The following is a 16,256-nucleotide window of genomic DNA, read 5'->3' on the forward strand; positions in this document are numbered from 1 at the left end:
TGAGGGGTTATCGTGTCCGCCATCGGTTCCGGGTGAGGGGGGACGATGGCGGCCTCTGTGCAGGGCGGCAGGATCGGCAACCTTCCCGCCGAGGCGAACACGTTCGTCGGCCGTCGGCTCGAACTCGCCCAGATCGCGGGGCTGTTGGGGACCGAGCGGCTGGTGACGCTGACGGGGCCGGGAGGTGTGGGCAAGTCCCGGCTGGCGCTGCGGGCCGCACACGCCGCGAAGGCCGGCTTCCCGGGCGGGACATGGCTGGTGGAGCTGTCGGAGCTCAGTGATCCGGATCTGCTGACGAACACCGTGGCGCAGGCGACCCGGCTGACCGAGCAGACACTGCGGCCACTGCTGCAGGCGATCTGCGAACACCTCGCGGGGGCGCCCGTGCTGCTCGTGCTGGACACCTGTGAGCACGTCCTCGACGAGTGCGCGCGGGTCGCGCAGGAACTGCTCGCGAGCGTTCCGGAGTTGCGCATTCTGGCCACCAGCCGGCAGCCGCTGGGCGTGCCGGGCGAGCATCTGCTGACGGTGGCGCCGCTGCCGCTCGGGGAAGCCGACGACGCGGTGGCGCTGTTCACGGCCCGGGCGGCGGCCGCCGTGCCGTCGTTCGCGCTCACCGACGCCAACCGGGCGCATGTGGCCGCGGTCTGCGCCCGCCTCGACGGGATCCCGCTGGCGCTGGAGCTGGCCGCCGTACGGTTGCGCGGCTTCCCGCTGCACCGGCTCCTGGAGGGCCTGGACTCCCGCTTCGACCTGCTCGTCTCGCCCGCCCGGCCACGTCTTGCCCGGCACCAGACACTGCGCACCGCGATCGGCTGGAGCCATGAGCTGTGCACGCCGCTGGAACGGCTGCTCTGGGCCCGGCTCTCGGTGTTCGCGGGCGGCTGGGACGCGGAGGCGGCCGAATTCGTGTGCCACGGCGGCCCCCTGGACGCCGAGGAGATCCTCGCCCTGCTCGCCTCGCTCACCGAGAAGTCCATCGTCACCCGGGACGGCGAGGGGGCGGCGGTGCGCTACCGGATGCTGGACACGGTCCGCTCGTTCGGCGCCGAATGGCTGACCGGGCTGGGCGAGGCGGAGGCGGTGCGCCGCCGCCACCGGGACTACTTCCGCTGGATCGCCCGCCAGGGCGAGGCGGAGTGGCTCGGGCCCGGCCAGCGGATGTGGGCGGAACGGCTGACCGCGGACCACGCCAACCTGCGTCTGGCGATCGAGGAGTGCCTGACAGCGCCCGAGCCCGAGACGGCGCTGGAACTCACCGGCACGCTCTGGTTCTTCTGGTTCGCCTGCGGGTTCGCCGAGGAGGGCCGCACCTATCTGGAGCGGGCGTTGCGCCACTCCCCCGAGGGTGGCGGGCCCGAGCACACCCTGGCGGTGTGGGCGCACCGGCTGGTCACCGTCGTCCCGGACGACCTGGAGGCTGCCGAGTCGGTGAGCGCCGCCTATGTGTGGCTGGCCGAGGAGCGTCGACTGCCGGTGCCCGCGCTGCCGTTGACCGGGGCGAGCCTGGCCGTGCGGGGGGAGTCGGCGCGGTCGGCGGTGCTGTACGGAAGTGCCCGGCAGGCGCCTGCCGGGGACGGGGGCGCCGAGTTCTTCCAGCTGCTGACGCTCGCCGTGCAGGCGTATCTGCTGGCCGGCCAGGCCGCCTTCGAGCGGTGCGCGGCGGTCGCGGAGCGGCTGCGTGCCGAGTGCGCCAAGCGCGGGGAGCTGTGGATGCGGGCCTGGGGCGACTTCTTCGTCTCGCTCGCCGGGATCGGTCTCGGACACCCGGACGAGGCGGTGCTCTCGGCGCGCGAGGCACTGGCCGCCAAGTGGCGGGTGCACGACCGGATCGGCGCCGCGGCGGTCGCCGACCTTCTGGTGGTGGCGCAGGCCTCGCGGGGCGAGGAGGAGCTCGCCGCCCGCCTGCTGGGCATCAGCAGGCGCCTGTGGCACGCGGCGGGCCTGCCGCAGCTCGGCAGGCCCGACCGCACGGTCTTCCACCGCGAGTTCGAGCGCCGTCTGCGCGCCTCGCTGGGGGACGCCCGGTTCACCGAAGCGGTGCGCGAGGGGCGGGAGTTGGGGCCGGACGCGGCGATCGCACTGGCGCTGGGCGGCGTGGCCGACGTCTCCGGCCTGTGACCGCTCTCCTCGCCTCGGTCAGGACCGCACGGCCGTGACCATCCGCACGCGCGGGCTGCCGTCGCCGCGCCGCCCGAACTCCGGCAGCTCCTGAAGGCCCACCCGGAACCCGGCCCACTCCAGCTCCCGTCGCACGTCCCCGAGCCGGAAGGCCCGGTAGTACATGACGAACGGCGGCCGCCACAGGGCGTTGCGCACCCGCATGACGGTGTCGAAGCCGAGCAGCGTCCAGTACGCCGGGGAGGTGGGCCTCGGCGGGGCCAGGACGGGGAAGGCGAAGCGGCCGCCGCGACGCAGCACGGAGTGGACCTGGGCGAACAGCCCCGGCAGTTCCCCCAGCACGAAGTGCCCGAACGCCCCGAAGCTCACCACCAGGTCGAAGGCGCCGGGAGCGAACGGGAGCGCGCGGGCATCCCCCCGCACCCAGGAGACGGTCGGCCCGGCCGGCCGTACGCCCTGCCGGGCCATGCCGAGCATGCCCGCGCTGAAGTCGACCCCCGTGACGCTCCGCCGGCACACCCGGGCCAGCACGTCGACTCCCGCACCGGTGCCGCAGCACAGGTCGAGCCCCGCGTCGAAGGACCCCGTCCGCGCCAACGCCGAGGCGACGGCGTCGAGCACCGCGTCGGGGGTCCGGAAGGGGGTGTGGTCGAACTTCGGGGCGAGCAGGTCGTAGCCGTGCTCGACGGACGAGAGCGCCTGGACGGCGAGCTCGCGCAGACTGGGACCTTCGGGGCTGAACATCAGCGTCAGCTTAGGGGAACCGTCGCTGGACACGCCCTCCATGGCTGATTATTCTCATCGGCACCTACTCAACTAATTCACTATGAGGTGATCGGATGCGTGCGTTCCGCGAGGCGGTCGAGGCAGGCGACATGGACGCCGTCGAGGCACTGCTGGCGGAGGACGTCGTCTTCACCAGCCCGGTGGTGTTCAAGCCCTACCCGGGCAAGGCGATCACCGCGGCGATCCTGCGCGCGGTCTCGCAGGTCTTCGAGGACTTCCGCTACGAGCGCGAGCTCGCCGGGGCCGACGGCCGCGACCACGCGCTGGTGTTCGCGGCACGGGTGGGCGACCGCGAGCTGAGCGGCTGCGACTTCATCCATGTCGACGAGGAGGGCCTGATCGACGAACTGACCGTCATGGTGCGCCCGCTGTCCGCCGCGCAGGCTTTGGCAGCGGCCATGGGCGCACAGTTCGACCGGATCGCGAAGGAGGCGCAGGCGCGGTCCTGACGGCTCAGCTCGTCTTGAAGAGCAGCTTGGGGTGGTTCGGTTCCTTCCTGAAGGCCTTCAGCAGCAGGTAGAGGAACTTCTCGATCAGCCAGAACAGGACGAGCCAGACACTGATCACGACGGCCGGGACGGCCAGGAACACCGCGGCCGGTACGGCGACCAGGAGCCATCCCGCGACCCTCTTCAAGACCGCAGGCGAGCGGACCGCCCGCCACATTCCACCTGCTCGCACGACCTTCCACATGCCACCCGCACGGACCCCGGCCCACATCACCCACCGGCGGACGACTGCCACGTCGAGTTCCCTCATCGAGACGCGGAAGATCCTGTCGGCTTCCGCTCGCTGCACCGACTCGTCCGTGCACAGGGAGTCGTGCAGGATGGCCGAGCGGGTGTACACCCCGTAGCGCGGAAACAGCCAGACGAAGGCACGCGGCACCGACGCGAAGTCGGTGTCGAGGTGGGCGGCGACCGTAATGCGGTCGGTCTTTCCCCCGTGTTCGAGATGCTCCGGGTTGTTGTAGCAGAACTCCTGCCGGAGCTCCCATCGCTTTCCGGCCACCGTCGCCTTGACCACCACATCGCCGGTGAAGGGATCCGTGCGATCCATGCTGCCCGCCTTCCTCGGATCGAGTCCCGCACCGGAGATATAGCCGCAAATCCACCACGGCAAGCACCGCGTGCCGACCGGAGCGGCGGGCACCCGAGGCGACCGGGCCCCGGCCGGTCCGTCGAGGCAGGCGACGGCCAGGGTGATCGCCCCCGTGTACGTCTTGCCGGAGGCTGACGGCCGTCTCGGTGCCGTCGACCCTCATCTTCACCGACTTCCGCGCGGCACCCTCACGGCGGCGTCGGAGGCGAGGTTGAGTGCGGTTAGATACGAGGTTCCTCTCGAAGGTCAGGACCATGTCCCTGCCCTTCCGGCACTACCATTACGTGCGCACTCGGTGCTCCACGAGCGCCCGGTCCTTCGTCGACTGCTCTCGCGCTCGGTGCAGGAGGACCAGGGCGCACGCCAGCCCCGTCGCCGCGAGTGCCGCGCAGGCGGAGAACGCGGTGCGGTAGCCCCTGGTCAGGGCGACGAGGTGCTCCGGGCCATCGGTCCAGGAAACGGCGACGGAGGTGACGACGGCGACCCCGAAGGCGCCGCCGATCTGGAAGGCCGCGGTGTTGATGCCGGCGGCAACCCCGGATTCCCGCTCCCCCACGCCGGTCAGGGCGGCGATGGAACCGGCCACCGCGCAGGCACCGAGGCCCGGCCCGAAGAGCAGCAGCCCGGGCAGCAGGTCACGGACGAAGCCCCCGTGCACCGGAACGCCGGTCAGCAGCAGGCTGCCGGCGCCGACCAGGGCGAGTCCGCCGACGGCGACCGGGCGGGAGCCGATACGGGTCACCAGGGCCTGGCCGGCGTAGGAGCCGACGACGGCGCCGGCCGGCATCACCACGTTGGCGAGACCGAACTGCAGCGGCGAATAGCCGAGGACACCCTGCCCGTACTGGGACAGCGTGTACGACATCCCGAAGGCGGCGGCGCCGAGCAGGAAGACGACCAGGTTGCCGCCGCTGACCGTGCGCGCACGCAGCAGGCGCAGGGGGACGAGGGGCGCCGTGGACCGGGCCTCGACACGGATGAAGAGCGCGGCGAGCAGCACGGCCGCGGCCAGCAGGCCCGTCGTGCGCACCGACAGCCATCCGGCGCGGGGCGCCTCGACGACGGCGTACACGCAGGCGACGAGCGCGGCGGTGGCGGTGAGTGCGCCGGCAGGGTCGTATGCGCGGGAGCGGGTCCCGGTACGGCTCTCGCGCAGCAGGAGGGGGCTGAGGGCCAGCAGGAGCAGTGCGACCGGAACGTTGAGGAAGAAGACCCATTCCCAGCCGAGGACGTCGGTGAGGGGTCCGCCGATCAGCAGGGCGGCGGTGGCACCGAAGCCGCCGCTGCCGGACCAGATTGCGAGCGCCTTGTTGCGGTCGTGGCCCTCCTCGAAGGTGTCCACCAGGAGGGAGAGCGCGCTGGGCGCCATGACGGCGGCCGACACGCCCTGGACGGCGCGTGCCGCAATCAGCACTCCGGCACTCCAGGCGCATCCGCACAGCAGCGAGGACAGCCCGAACAGGAGCGTTCCGGTCATGAACACGCGGCGGCGGCCCAGCAGGTCGGCGGTGCGGCCCCCGAGGAGCAGCAGCCCGCCGAAGGTGAGCAGGTAGGCGCTCATCACCCACTGGGCGCCGTCCGCCGACAGGTCGAGCCCCTCGGCGATCGATGGCAGGGCGAGGAGGACGATCTGCGCATCGAGGATGACCATGAACCCGGCGACACAGAGCAGGGCGAGGGCATACCAGCGGCGGGCGTCGGTGGCGGGCATGGTCAGCCTCCCAGGCGGAGGCCGGCCAGCCACACGTCCGGTGTGCCCCCGGGCGTCCTGGGTTTGCGCAGCAGCGCTGCGAGTGCCTTGCGAAGCCTGGTGGTGCGGCGCGGATGCCGGTGAGCCGTCATCGGGGTTCTCCAGTGTCGTAAGGATGCTTTCACCCCACCGACGAACGGCCCCTACGCGGATCGACACTCCGCGAGCCGCTTCTCCAGAAACCTCCGCTCGGCGTCGTTCTCCACGAGTTCCAGCGCCCGCTCGTACGCCTCAGCGGCCTCCGTCCTGCGTCCGCTGCGGCGCAGCAGGTCGGCGCGGGTGGCGGGCAGCAGGTGGTAGCCGTCCAGGTCGCCTTCGTCTTCCAGTTCGGTGACCAGGGCGAGGCCCGCGTCGGGGCCCTCGGACATGCCGACGGCCACGGCCCGGTTGAGGCGGACCACGGCGGAGGGCACGAAGCGGGCCAACTCGCCGTACAGGCCCGCGATATCGGCCCAGTCGGTGTCCTCGGCCGTGGCGGCGGTGGTGTGGCAGGCGGCGATGGCGGCCTGGATCTGGTACGGGCCGGGGCTGCCGCGGCGCAGTGCCGTCTCCAGCAGGGCGGCGCCCTCGTCGATCTCGGCGCGGTCCCAGGCGCTGCGGTCCTGGTCCTCCAGGGTCACCAGCTCGCCGGCAGCGTCCACGCGCGTGTGTCTGCGGGCGTCGTGCAGCAGCAGGAGGGCGAGCAGGCCCAGAGTCTCGGGCTCGTCGGGCATCAGGCGGGCCAGCACGCGCGCGAGGCGGATGGCCTCGGCGCACAGGTTGGTACGGACGAGGTCGGCGCCGGTCGTGGCCGCGTACCCCTCGTTGAACAGCAGGTAGAGCACGCCGAGTACGCCCGTGGTGCGTTCGGGCAGGAGGTGCGCGGGCGGCACCCGGTAGGGGATGCCGGCGTTGCGGATCTTCTTCTTGGCGCGCACCAGGCGCTGCGCCATGGTCGCCTCGGGGACCAGGAAGGCGCGGGCGATCTCAGGTGTGGTCAGTCCCGCGAGGGTGCGCAGGGTCAGGGCGACTCGCGCCTCGATGGCCAGCGCCGGATGACAGCACGTGAAGATCAGCCGCAGCCGGTCGTCCTGGACGCCGCTGTCGTCGCCGTCGTAGTCCGGGTCGTACGGTCCCTCGTCGCGCGCCAGCACTGCCGCCTCCCGCAGTTTCGCCGCCCCCACCGCCTCCCGGCGCAGCACGTCGAGGGCGCGGTGGCGGGCGGTCGTGGTCAGCCAGGCCCCGGGGCGGCGCGGCACTCCGTCACGCCGCCACCGGTCCAGGGCCTGAGCGAAGGCGTCCTGCGCGCATTCCTCGGCGAGGTCCCAGTCGCCGGTCACCCGGATCAGGGTGGCGACGACCTGGCCCCACTCCTCGTGGAAGGCGGCGGCGACGGCCTCCTCGACATCGGGCACGTTCATTCCCGGACCGGCCTCACCTCGACGGTGCCGCCGCCGAGGGCGGCGGAGTGCTTGGCGGCGAGGGCGATGGCCTCGTCGAGGTCGTCGGCCTCCACGAGGTCCACGCCCGCGATGTACTCCTCGGTGCGGGCGAACGGCCCGTCGCCGAGGAGGACTTCGTCGCCCGCGACGCGCACGGTGGTGGCATCGGCGGGCGGACGAAGGCGGGCCGTGACCCGTGTGGGGGCGGGCTCCTCCTCGTCCGCGGGGGCGCAGACGAACAGCACGTACTTCACGGCCTGTCCTTCGCCGGGTAGGCGTCCGGGGCGGGCGAGACGTGCTCGTGGGTGATCAGCCAGCGCAGGCCTGCGTTGCGGTAGCCGGTGGTCACGCGCAGCACGTCGTCCAGGTGGGTGCCGTCCGTGCGGGTGGCCCGCGTCCGCACGAGGGCGTGGGCGAACGCGATGCTCTCGTCGACGTGGATCCGCAACTCCAGGACCTCGCGGGTCACGGGGCCGGTGACGGTGGCGAACTCGTCCTCCACCGCCTTGCGGAAGGCGTCGAGGCCCTGCCGCTGTCCGCCGTCGGCAAGGTGGAAGATCTCGACGTCCGGTGCGTAGCAGGCCAGCATCCGCTCCACGTCGCGCTCGCGGGCCGCCTCGGTCAGCTCCGCGTCGAGCCGACGGACCGACGTTTCCTCGTCCTCCTCGTCCCACATCGGCCAGAAGGGGCGTACCTCCATGGCCCCGATGGTGGCCACCGGGTGCTTGGCGGCGGCCTCGACGGCCTCCTCCAGGCTGTCGCACTCGAGGACGTCGAATCCGGCGACGTACTCCTTGGTCTCCGCGAACGGGCCGTCGGTGCGCAGCACCTCACCGCCGCGCACCCGCACGGTGACCGCCTCCGAGGGCAGTGCCAGCCGGTGGCCGTGCAGCCGAACGCTGCGGTCGCCGAGCTCTTCCACCCAGGGTTCGACGGGTGCCATGCCCGAGGCGTCGGCGGTGTCGTCGCCGCAGACGAGCAGCATGTACTTCATGGGTCCTCCCGGTCGTCATGAGCTTCCTACACCCCACCGACGAACGGGGGCCGCCGCAATCGACAGCCCGGGTGAACCATCCCTGGACGGGCTCACTCAGGGCCGTCGAGCTCCCGCACGAGTTCGATGGCCCGGCCCAGGGTGGCGAGCCGGTCGTCCAGGGTCTGCCCGGCGGGATAGAGACGAACGGTGTTCACGCCCGCCTCCCGCCACACCCGCAGTCGTGCGCGGACCATGGACTCGGTGCCGATCAGTGTCGTACCGAGCACCATCTCGTCGCTGACCAGGTCGGCGGCACCGTCCCGGTCGCCCGCCTGCCACCGCTCGCGCACCTCGGCGGCCACCGCCGCCCAGCCCTGGCGGCTGTAGGCATGGTTGTAGAAGTTGGTCGACGCCGAGCCCATGCCGCCGAGGCTGAAGGCCAGTTCCTTCTTGCGGCCCGTCACCATCGCGCCGAGTGCCTCCTCGTCGGGGGCGAAGGCGACCTCGGCGCCCTGGCAGACGTCCAGGTCGCTGCGGCTGCGGCCGCCGAGGGCCAGACCTTCGTCGAGGTGTGCGAAGTACGCCCCCGCCGCACCCTCGGGTACGAAGCTGGTGCCGAGCCAGCCGTCGGCGATCTCGCCGGTCAGCCGCAGCATGGCCGGCGACAGGGCGGCGAGGTAGAGCGGGATGTCGTGTTCGGCCCGCGTCGACAGGCGCATGGGGACGGCGTCGCCGCCGGGCAGCGGGATGGTGAACTCCCTTCCGGAATAGGAGAGTTTGCTGCCGTCGAGCACCCGGCTCACGATCTCCACGGTCTCCCGCACACGGGACAGCGGCCGGGCGAAGGGGACCCCGTGCAGCCCTTCCATCACCTGCGGGCCGGATGCCCCGAGGCCCAGCAGGAATCGTCCGCCGGAGAGGTTGGACAGTGTGATCGCGGTCTGTGCGACGGCCACCGGGGTGCGGGTGCCCACCTGTATGACGCCGGATCCCAGCAGCATCCGGTCGGTGCGGGCCGCGTAGTACCCGAGGGCGGAGGGCGCGTCCGAGCCCCACGCCTCGGCCACCCAGCAGATGTCGAGGCCGAGCTTCTCGGCCTCGACGACGAAGTCGGCCTGCCCCGACCAGTGTTCACCGGCGGAGGCCTCGATCGTGGTCGCGGTACGCATCAGTGGGCCTCCGCCAGCTTCTTGATGTGCTCGAGGGTGACGGTCATGTTGTGCTCGAACTCCCGCATCCGCACGAACACGATCTTCTGTTCCTTCTCCGGCATCCGGTCGATCGCCACGGACAGACCGGAGCGGCCGGGTCCCAGCTGCATCCACTGCGAGAGCTCGGTGCCGCCGCCTCCCGGGTGCAGCCGGAAGCGCCAGATCGCGGAGGGCTCCGCGGGATCCTGCACGGCCCAGGCGAAGCCGCGCTCCGGCTCGTACTCGATGACGTACGAGGTGGTGGACCACTCGCCGAAGGCGGGGTGCTTGCTGCGGCCGAGGAACCGGGCGCCGACCACCGGCCCGGTGGCGCCGTCGAGCCATTCGACCGACTGGAGTTCGTCGCTCAGGCTGGGCATCAGCCCGATGTCGGTGACCAGCGCCCACACCCGCTCCGGCGGGGCACCGATCCAGGTCCGGACCTCGACGGTGGGTTTGTCCGTGTAGTGCGCGCCGGTCCACTTCACACCGGTCAGCCTCCTCGCCATTAAGGGGTCTGACCACCAGGGTTGCTTTATAGAACTTGGGCTGTCAAGAGTGACCGGGGGGCCGCCGGCACTGCCGGCGCCGTCAGGCCGCGCCGAACCGGCGCTGGATGTCAGGCCGTTGCCGAAGCCGTTCGGGATAGCCGGGGCCCATCCGCATGGAGGTGTCCTCCGCCCGCAGGGGCTCCCGGCACTCGGCGCAGACCACCTCGGCCTCCGTGTCGTGGCCGCACAGGTCGTGATGGAAGACGACCGGGGCGCCCGCCTCCTGCGCCAGCCACCGGTCGCCCCACCGGGACATCGCCGCGAGCACGCCGAAGAAGTCCCGTCCCTTTTCAGTCAACACGTAGTCGTGGCGCAGGGGTTCGTCCTGGTACGGCCGCTTGTCGAGCAGACCTTCGTCCACGAGGAGGCGCAGCCGGTCGGCCAGCGTGTTGCGGGCGACGCCCAGCTCCTTCTGGAACTCGTCGAAACGGCGGATCCCGTAGAAGGCCTCGCGCAGCACGAGGGGTGTCCACGCGTCACCCACCAGGTCCATGGTTCTGGCTATGGAGCACGGCCAGTTCGAGAACGACGTCCGTTTCATGTCCTCACGATAGCCAGTCTCACGATGAGACCCAGGGTTTCAGCCATCAACTTCACCTCTTTCCTTAAGTATTGACGGCCATCATCCACCCTGTCATGGTCTGGACCAGCTCGCATCACTCTCCCCTTCCGCAGCACCTGCCAAGGAGCGAGGTCCACCATGGCCACCCCCCACCCCCGTTGGTTCCGTCACAGACATGCCACCGTCCAGCGCCTCACCCTTGCGGCCGTGCTCGCCGCCCTCCTCACCGCCTTGCTGAACGTCACGCCCGCCTCGGCGGCGGACGGCCAGATCACGGGCCTCGCTGGAAAGTGCGTCGACGTAGCGGGAGCCAACAGCGCCAACGGAACCGCCGTCCAGCTCTACGACTGCAACGGCACCAACGCCCAACTCTGGTCCGACCCGGGCGACGGCACCCTGCGGGCGCTCGGCAAGTGCCTCGACGTGGTCGACCGGAGCACCGCCGACGGGGCCGCCGTCCAGCTCTGGGACTGCTCGGGCGGCGCCAACCAGCAGTGGGTGGTCACCGGCGCGCACGACATCGTGAACCCGGCCGCGAACAAGTGCCTGGACGTGCGGGACAACAACAGCGCCAACGGCACTCGTCTGCAGATCTGGACCTGTTCGGGTGCCGCGAACCAGAAGTGGAACGCTCCCGCGAGCGGCGGTGGCGGAGGCACACCGTCAGGCTTCGTGGTGAGCGAGTCGCAGTTCAACCAGATGTTCCCGAACCGGAATTCGTTCTACACCTACAGCGGACTGACCGCCGCGCTGGCCGCCTACCCAGGCTTCGCCACCACCGGCAGCGACACCGTCAAGAAGCAGGAGGCCGCCGCCTTCCTGGCCAACGTCAGCCACGAGACCGGCGGCCTGGTCTACGTCGTCGAGCAGAACACCGCCAACTACCCCACCTACTGCGACTGGAGCCGGCCCTACGGCTGCCCGGCCGGCCAGGCCGCCTACTACGGCCGCGGCCCCCTCCAGCTGTCCTGGAACTTCAACTACAAGGCCGCCGGCGACGCCCTCGGCATCGACCTCCTCGACAACCCCTACCTGGTGCAGAACGACGCCTCCGTGGCCTGGAAGACCGGCCTGTGGTACTGGAACACCCAGTCCGGCCCCGGCACCATGACCCCCCACAACGCCATGGTCGACGGCGCCGGCTTCGGCCAGACCATCCGCTCCATCAACGGCTCCCTGGAATGTGACGGCAAAAACCCCGCCCAGGTCCAAAGCCGCGTCGACGCCTACCAACGCATCACCGCCGCCCTCGGCGTCGCCCCCGGCAACAACCTCTACTGCTGACGCGAAACCGTCCAACCAGGAGCTGCCATGGGCAAGTCGACCTCACTCAAGGACCTCACGAAGGCCGTCGTCGGCACTCTCGGCGCGCTGACACTCGTCGTGGCGATCCCGGCGAGTGCCCACGCGAACGTCCTGCAACTGCTGCCGCAGAACGCCGACGGCCTGGAGCAGACCTTCTCCCCGGCCTACGACTACGACGGCGACGGGTGTTACGCCACGGCCGCCATCGGCGCCGACGGCACCGTCAACGCCGGGCTGAAGCTGGGCGGTGACGTCAACGGCCACTGCCACGACATGGCCCAGCTGGCCAACGCCAACACCTACTCACGCGAGAAGTGCAACAACGGCTGGTGCGCCGTGATGTACGCCAGCTACTTCGAGAAGGACCAGGCCACCCTGGGGCCGGCCGCCATCGGGCACAGGCACGACTGGGAGCACGTCGTGGTGTGGATCAGCAACAACGAGGTCCAGTACGTGTCGGTGTCGCAGCACAGCGGTTACCAGGTGGCCGCCCGCTCATCCGTTCGCTTCGACGGCACCCACCCGAAGATCGTCTACCACAAGGACGGCGTCTCGACGCACTGCTTCCGCTTCGCCAACACCAACGACGAGCCGCCGGAGAACGCCACCGGCGGCTGGTTCTACCCCCGTCTGGTCGGCTGGAACGGCTATCCCGACGGCTTCCGCGACAAGCTCCTGAGCGCCGACTTCGGAGCCGCCACGATCAAGATCAAGGACGCTGATTTCTCCTACGCCCTTGCGCATTCCATGCCTGCCGGGATCCCGTTCGACCCCAACGCCTGAGCGACAAGTCCCGTTCACGAGAATCGGCGGGGTCACGGATCCCGGCCTCTCCCCCACCATGCCCGTCATGCCGACGCTGTCCGCACCGTCGGCTCGCCCGCGCCCACCGCCGGGCGTCCGGTGTTCCTGCGAACCAGCAGGAGCGTGACCAGGGCGGCCGGCAGGGAGGCGCAGCCGCAGATCACCACGCCGGCCAGTCGACCCATGATTGCCCAAGCCCCTTGTCCCATGCCCGCCGACGTGCGGTGGTGGCAGCGTAGCTAGGGGCCTGTGCCGGAACAAGAAACAGGTCAGTGAAGGGCCATCGGGGGTTCGTACGGCTTCGTACGGCTGGTATGCGGGACGGACGGAACTCACAAGATGTCGAGGATCGCCTTCCCGCGCAGACTGCGGCTGCCGAGTGCCTCCACGGCATCCGCGATCTTGTCCCAGGGGCCCCGCCAGCCGACCGGCACGCGCAGTTTCCCGGCGGCGACCAGGGTCAGCAGCCGCTCCAACTGCGCCTGCCGGTCGGTGAGTCCGCCGCCGTTGTAGACCGACACGATCGTCTTGGGCGCCGGGCTGCCGAGCGTCGACCCGACGGGCAGCACGGCCTCCCGCCCGGAGGCCCAGCCGATGCTCTGTACGCTGCCGCCCGACGCCAACAGGCCGTAGGCGGCGGACAGTTGGTCACCGCCCACGGTGTCGATGACCACGTCGACCGGCCCGGTCACCTCACCGGCCGCGCCCACCACCTCGTCCGCCCCGAGCTCGGCAACCCACCGCCGCCCGTCCTCGGAACCGGCCACCGCGACGACCTGCGCCCCGCCCAGCCTCGCGAACTGGACCGCGAACCCGCCCACCCCGCCGGAGGCCCCGGTCACCAGTACCCGGCGGCCCAGCACCGCCCCCGCCTGGTCGAGCGCCCGCAGCGCGGTGCCCGCGGCGACCGGCAGCGCGGCGGCCTCGCCGAGGTCGACGCCAGCCGGAACGACGGCGACATCGGCCACGTCCATCGCCCGCAGTGCCCCGAATCCGCCGCCCTCCGCGAATCCCACGACCCGGCTGCCGGGCGCCGGCCCGGTGCCGTCCGCCGCGGCGCCCACTACGACGCCGGCCGCATCGAAGCCGATCACCTCGCCCGGCGCCGCCTGCTGCGCGAACCACAGCTCGGCCGCGTTCAGCGAGGTGTGCCGGACCTCGACGAGGACCTGGCCCGGTGCGGGTCGCGGGTCAGGGGCCTCCCCCAGGCGCAGCCGTCCGGGTGCCTCGGGGTCCACGATCAGTGCGCGCATGACTTGCCCTTCTCATCGTCGGACACTCGTCCCACGCCAACTGTGACCGATCCGGAGTTCTTCCCGCCTGCGCAGGACGGCGGCCGACTGCATCTCGTCGAGTTCCGCCGGAAGCGCGGAATAAGCGAGGCCATCACCGCGTTGGCCGCTGCAGAAGAGTGGTTTGGCGCCGTACATGCTGTGGTACCGTCCAATCAGCACTTGTGTACGCCCCCCTTGAGGGCGCCGGTGCCAGTTCCTCTTCAGTTCGCCGTATCGCCCACCGTCCGCGGTCGGCGCACCGGCTTTCCAGCACCGCCTCGCGACCGGCACGGCTGTGCCCTCTCCGAGGTGCTGTTCCCGCCGCCGAAGGCGCTTTGTCCGCCTCCGTTCCGCGGCCTCCCACCCCTTCCTTCCGCATGTCTCATGCCATCCGTCCTCGAAAGGACCGATCCCCATGACCACCACTCTCGAACACCCCCCTGTCAAGCAGGAGCCCACGACCCAGGTAGCCACCGGTGTCCTCGACATCGATGCGGGCGGGAAGGGGCACCTGCGCGCCGCCGGCCTGCTGGCCTCGCCGTCCGACGTCTCGGTCTCGCCCGCGCTGATCCGCCGTCACGGCCTGCGCAAGGGCGACTTCGTCGAAGGCGTACGCGACGGCCGACGCGCCCTGACCGAGGTCGTACGGGTCGACGGGCGCACGCCCGACGAACTGCGCGGCCGCCCTCACTTCCGCGACCTCACACCGCTGCATCCGCGCGACCGGCTCCGCCTGGAACACCCCGCGGCCGGCCTGACCGGGCGCGTCGCCGACCTGATCGCGCCCGTCGGCAAGGGCCAGCGCGGCCTGCTCGTTGCCCCGCCCAAAACCGGCAAGACGGTGCTGCTTCAGCAGATCGCGGCCGCCGTCGCCGGCAACCACCCCGAGTGCCGCCTGATGGTGGTGCTGCTCGACGAACGCCCCGAGGAAGTCACCGACATGCGGCGCTCCGTGCGCGGCGAGGTGTACGCCTCGACCTTCGACCGACCGGCCAAGCAGCACATCGCCCTGGCCGAGCTCGTCGTGGAGCGGGCCAAGCGCCTCGTCGAAGCCGGCGAGGACGTCGTCATCCTGCTCGACTCACTGACCCGGCTGTGCCGGGCGCACAACAACGCGGCCGCCGCCGGTGGCCGCACACTCACCGGCGGCGTCGACGCGACCGCGCTGCTCGGACCCAAGCGGTTCTTCGGCGCCGCCAGGCTGGCCGAAGAGGGCGGCTCACTCACGATCCTCGCCACCGCGCTGGTCGAGACCGGCTCCCGCGCCGACGACTACTTCTTCGAGGAGCTCAAGAGCACCGGCAACATGGAGCTCCGCCTCAGCCGCGACCTCGCCGCGCGCCGCGTCTTCCCGGCCGTCGACATCAACCCGTCCGGCACCCGCCGCGAGGAACTCCTGCTGCCCCCGGCCGAGTTGACCGCCATGCGCGGCCTGCGCCGCGCCCTGCAGACCCGCGACGGCCAGGCCGGCCTGGAAACCCTGCTGGAGCGCATGCGGGACACCCCCGACAACGCGACGTTCCTGCGCCGCATCCAGCCGACGCTGCCTGCCGACTGACACGGCCCCAGCGACGACGGCTCACGCCCACCGGCACCGACGAGGTCCACGTGGTGCGGCGGAAGTCTGGCAGTCTGCTGGTCTTCTGCTCTCCGTTTGCCGGGCTGTCTCCTCCTGTGGGACCGGTTCAGCGCTGTGCCGGGGCCTGGGCGGATTCCTCAGGCCGCGCCGGGGCTGGGGCGGTGCGCCGGGCCACGATGCGGGGGACGCGCGGGGTGGTGCCGACCAGGGGCGGGCCGGTGAGGCCGAGCGGGGAGGCCAGGGCCGCCGCAGCTGCAGCGCGTCCTGGACGACCTAACCGCCACCCCGGCCATCGTGCAGGGCGGGCGGGGGGACATCCTGGCCTGGAATGCGCTGTCCGCCGCTCTCGTCATCGATTTCTCCCGCATCCCGGAAAAGCACCGCAACTACCCGCGCATCCAGTTCACCGAGCCGGCGATGCGCACCTTGTACGCCGACTGGGAGACCTCGCAGATCTCCGTGGCGCAGCTGCGCATGGAGGCCGCCAAGTACCCGGAAGACCCGCGTCTGATCGAGCTGGTCGCTGAACTGTGCACGCGCGACGAGCAGTTCGCCAAGTGGTGGGGAGACCACAAGGTCGCCGCCCGCACCGTGAGCACGAAGACCCTCCACCATCCGGTCGTCGGCGAACTCGTCCTGGACTGGGACACCTAAACCGCCAACACCGACCCCGACCAGCACCTGACCATGTGGACCGCAGCCCCCGGCTCCCCCACCCACGAGCGGCTGCGCATCCTCGCCTCCTGGGCCGCCGACCAGGACCTGTCGCCCTCCTCGGCCCTCGGCTGACCATGGCAGAGTTCGCGATGGCAACCGCTCGCCGGGCGGCGGGGAGA

General features: G+C 71.3%; 16 protein-coding genes and 1 pseudogene. 6 read left to right on the top strand and 11 right to left on the bottom strand.

Translation table 11 applies throughout. The features are described from left to right. Window positions 1-45: 45 nt before the first annotated feature. A complete protein-coding gene (locus EDD92_RS03905) occupies window positions 46-2,121 on the top strand; it encodes an AAA family ATPase (RefSeq protein ID WP_123963005.1) in 2,076 nt (691 codons plus the stop codon). 18 nt (window positions 2,122-2,139) lie between these two features. Here EDD92_RS03905 and EDD92_RS03910 read toward each other — a convergent pair whose 3' ends face one another. Beyond that, window positions 2,140-2,865 (bottom strand): class I SAM-dependent methyltransferase, encoded by a 726-nt coding sequence (locus tag EDD92_RS03910; RefSeq protein WP_123963006.1) that lies wholly within the window; start codon window positions 2,863-2,865, stop codon window positions 2,140-2,142. Between the two features lie 95 nt (window positions 2,866-2,960). Between EDD92_RS03910 and EDD92_RS03915 the strand changes: the two genes are divergently transcribed. Beyond that, window positions 2,961-3,356, top strand: a complete 396-nt coding sequence (locus EDD92_RS03915; RefSeq protein WP_123963007.1) for a nuclear transport factor 2 family protein — start codon at window positions 2,961-2,963, stop codon at window positions 3,354-3,356. Between the two features lie 4 nt (window positions 3,357-3,360). On the opposite strand, the gene EDD92_RS03920 is transcribed toward EDD92_RS03915, so the two are convergent. The 8 genes from EDD92_RS03920 to EDD92_RS03955 all read right to left on the bottom strand — a co-directional run bounded on the left by EDD92_RS03920 (window position 3,361) and on the right by EDD92_RS03955 (window position 10,437). Beyond that, on the bottom strand, window positions 3,361-3,966 hold the full coding sequence (locus EDD92_RS03920; protein WP_123963008.1) for a DUF1353 domain-containing protein: 606 nt from the start codon (window positions 3,964-3,966) through the stop codon (window positions 3,361-3,363). Between the two features lie 322 nt (window positions 3,967-4,288). Further along, window positions 4,289-5,719 carry an MFS transporter gene (locus tag EDD92_RS03925; RefSeq protein WP_123963009.1) on the bottom strand — a complete coding sequence of 477 codons (1,431 nt, stop codon included), beginning with the start codon at window positions 5,717-5,719 and terminating at the stop codon, window positions 4,289-4,291. A gap of 182 nt (window positions 5,720-5,901) precedes the next feature. Continuing rightward, window positions 5,902-7,158, bottom strand: coding sequence for an RNA polymerase sigma factor (locus tag EDD92_RS03930; RefSeq protein ID WP_123963010.1), 1,257 nt, complete (start codon window positions 7,156-7,158; stop codon window positions 5,902-5,904). Continuing rightward, complete coding sequence (locus EDD92_RS03935) at window positions 7,155-7,433, bottom strand: YciI family protein (protein WP_099926486.1); 279 nt, start codon at window positions 7,431-7,433, stop codon at window positions 7,155-7,157. Before EDD92_RS03935 ends, EDD92_RS03930 begins: the two co-directional genes overlap by 4 nt. Further along, window positions 7,430-8,173 (bottom strand): SgcJ/EcaC family oxidoreductase, encoded by a 744-nt coding sequence (locus tag EDD92_RS03940; RefSeq protein WP_123963011.1) that lies wholly within the window; start codon window positions 8,171-8,173, stop codon window positions 7,430-7,432. The genes EDD92_RS03935 and EDD92_RS03940 overlap by 4 nt, the downstream gene beginning before the upstream one ends. A gap of 92 nt (window positions 8,174-8,265) precedes the next feature. Next, entirely contained in the window at window positions 8,266-9,324 is a 1,059-nt protein-coding gene (locus tag EDD92_RS03945) for an LLM class flavin-dependent oxidoreductase (protein ID WP_123963012.1), read from the bottom strand. Next, window positions 9,324-9,833, bottom strand: coding sequence for an SRPBCC family protein (locus EDD92_RS03950; RefSeq protein ID WP_123963013.1), 510 nt, complete (start codon window positions 9,831-9,833; stop codon window positions 9,324-9,326). Before EDD92_RS03950 ends, EDD92_RS03945 begins: the two co-directional genes overlap by 1 nt. Before the next feature lie 103 nt (window positions 9,834-9,936). Beyond that, window positions 9,937-10,437: a helix-turn-helix domain-containing protein gene (locus EDD92_RS03955; protein WP_123963014.1), complete on the bottom strand. Its 501-nt coding sequence runs from the start codon at window positions 10,435-10,437 to the stop codon at window positions 9,937-9,939. A gap of 159 nt (window positions 10,438-10,596) precedes the next feature. On the opposite strand from EDD92_RS03955, the gene EDD92_RS03960 reads away from it, so the two are divergent. Then, entirely contained in the window at window positions 10,597-11,742 is a 1,146-nt protein-coding gene (locus EDD92_RS03960) for a chitinase (RefSeq protein ID WP_123963015.1), read from the top strand. A gap of 27 nt (window positions 11,743-11,769) precedes the next feature. Further along, window positions 11,770-12,546: an NPP1 family protein gene (locus EDD92_RS03965; RefSeq protein WP_123963016.1), complete on the top strand. Its 777-nt coding sequence runs from the start codon at window positions 11,770-11,772 to the stop codon at window positions 12,544-12,546. 65 nt (window positions 12,547-12,611) lie between these two features. On the opposite strand, the gene EDD92_RS49745 is transcribed toward EDD92_RS03965, so the two are convergent. Together EDD92_RS49745 and EDD92_RS03970 are read right to left on the bottom strand one after the other, a co-directional pair. Continuing rightward, entirely contained in the window at window positions 12,612-12,752 is a 141-nt protein-coding gene (locus EDD92_RS49745) for a hypothetical protein (RefSeq protein ID WP_185123926.1), read from the bottom strand. 147 nt (window positions 12,753-12,899) lie between these two features. Next, a complete protein-coding gene (locus EDD92_RS03970; protein ID WP_123963017.1) occupies window positions 12,900-13,820 on the bottom strand; it encodes a zinc-binding dehydrogenase in 921 nt (306 codons plus the stop codon). A gap of 436 nt (window positions 13,821-14,256) precedes the next feature. Here EDD92_RS03970 and rho point away from each other — a divergent pair, with 436 nt between their 5' ends. After that, the gene (rho, locus tag EDD92_RS03975) at window positions 14,257-15,399 is read left to right on the top strand and encodes a transcription termination factor Rho (protein WP_123963018.1); all 1,143 of its coding nucleotides are present in this window, start codon (window positions 14,257-14,259) and stop codon (window positions 15,397-15,399) included. Window positions 15,400-15,666: 267 nt separating this feature from the next. Next, window positions 15,667-16,209: pseudogene (locus EDD92_RS03980) on the top strand (transcriptional regulator); the annotation flags it as partial. Window positions 16,210-16,256 lie beyond the last annotated feature (47 nt).

Origin of the sequence: Streptomyces sp. TLI_185 (assembly GCF_003814765.1) — a bacterium.
GTDB lineage: Bacteria > Actinomycetota > Actinomycetes > Streptomycetales > Streptomycetaceae > Streptomyces.

Bases quoted from the DNA above. Each gene is read 5' to 3' on its own strand.
- EDD92_RS03915 (WP_123963007.1), top strand. From the start codon at position 2,961: ATGCGTGCGTTCCGCGAGGCGGTCGAGGCAGGCGACATGGACGCCGTC.
- EDD92_RS03905 (WP_123963005.1), top strand. From the start codon at position 46: ATGGCGGCCTCTGTGCAGGGCGGCAGGATCGGCAACCTTCCCGCCGAG.
- EDD92_RS03955 (WP_123963014.1), bottom strand. From the start codon at position 10,437: ATGAAACGGACGTCGTTCTCGAACTGGCCGTGCTCCATAGCCAGAACC.
- EDD92_RS03945 (WP_123963012.1), bottom strand. From the start codon at position 9,324: ATGCGTACCGCGACCACGATCGAGGCCTCCGCCGGTGAACACTGGTCG.
- EDD92_RS49745 (WP_185123926.1), bottom strand. From the start codon at position 12,752: ATGGGTCGACTGGCCGGCGTGGTGATCTGCGGCTGCGCCTCCCTGCCG.
- EDD92_RS03970 (WP_123963017.1), bottom strand. From the start codon at position 13,820: ATGCGCGCACTGATCGTGGACCCCGAGGCACCCGGACGGCTGCGCCTG.
- EDD92_RS03910 (WP_123963006.1), bottom strand. From the start codon at position 2,865: ATGTTCAGCCCCGAAGGTCCCAGTCTGCGCGAGCTCGCCGTCCAGGCG.
- EDD92_RS03940 (WP_123963011.1), bottom strand. From the start codon at position 8,173: ATGAAGTACATGCTGCTCGTCTGCGGCGACGACACCGCCGACGCCTCG.
- EDD92_RS03960 (WP_123963015.1), top strand. From the start codon at position 10,597: ATGGCCACCCCCCACCCCCGTTGGTTCCGTCACAGACATGCCACCGTC.
- EDD92_RS03920 (WP_123963008.1), bottom strand. From the start codon at position 3,966: ATGGATCGCACGGATCCCTTCACCGGCGATGTGGTGGTCAAGGCGACG.
- EDD92_RS03965 (WP_123963016.1), top strand. From the start codon at position 11,770: ATGGGCAAGTCGACCTCACTCAAGGACCTCACGAAGGCCGTCGTCGGC.
- EDD92_RS03925 (WP_123963009.1), bottom strand. From the start codon at position 5,719: ATGCCCGCCACCGACGCCCGCCGCTGGTATGCCCTCGCCCTGCTCTGT.
- EDD92_RS03930 (WP_123963010.1), bottom strand. From the start codon at position 7,158: ATGAACGTGCCCGATGTCGAGGAGGCCGTCGCCGCCGCCTTCCACGAG.
- rho (WP_123963018.1), top strand. From the start codon at position 14,257: ATGACCACCACTCTCGAACACCCCCCTGTCAAGCAGGAGCCCACGACC.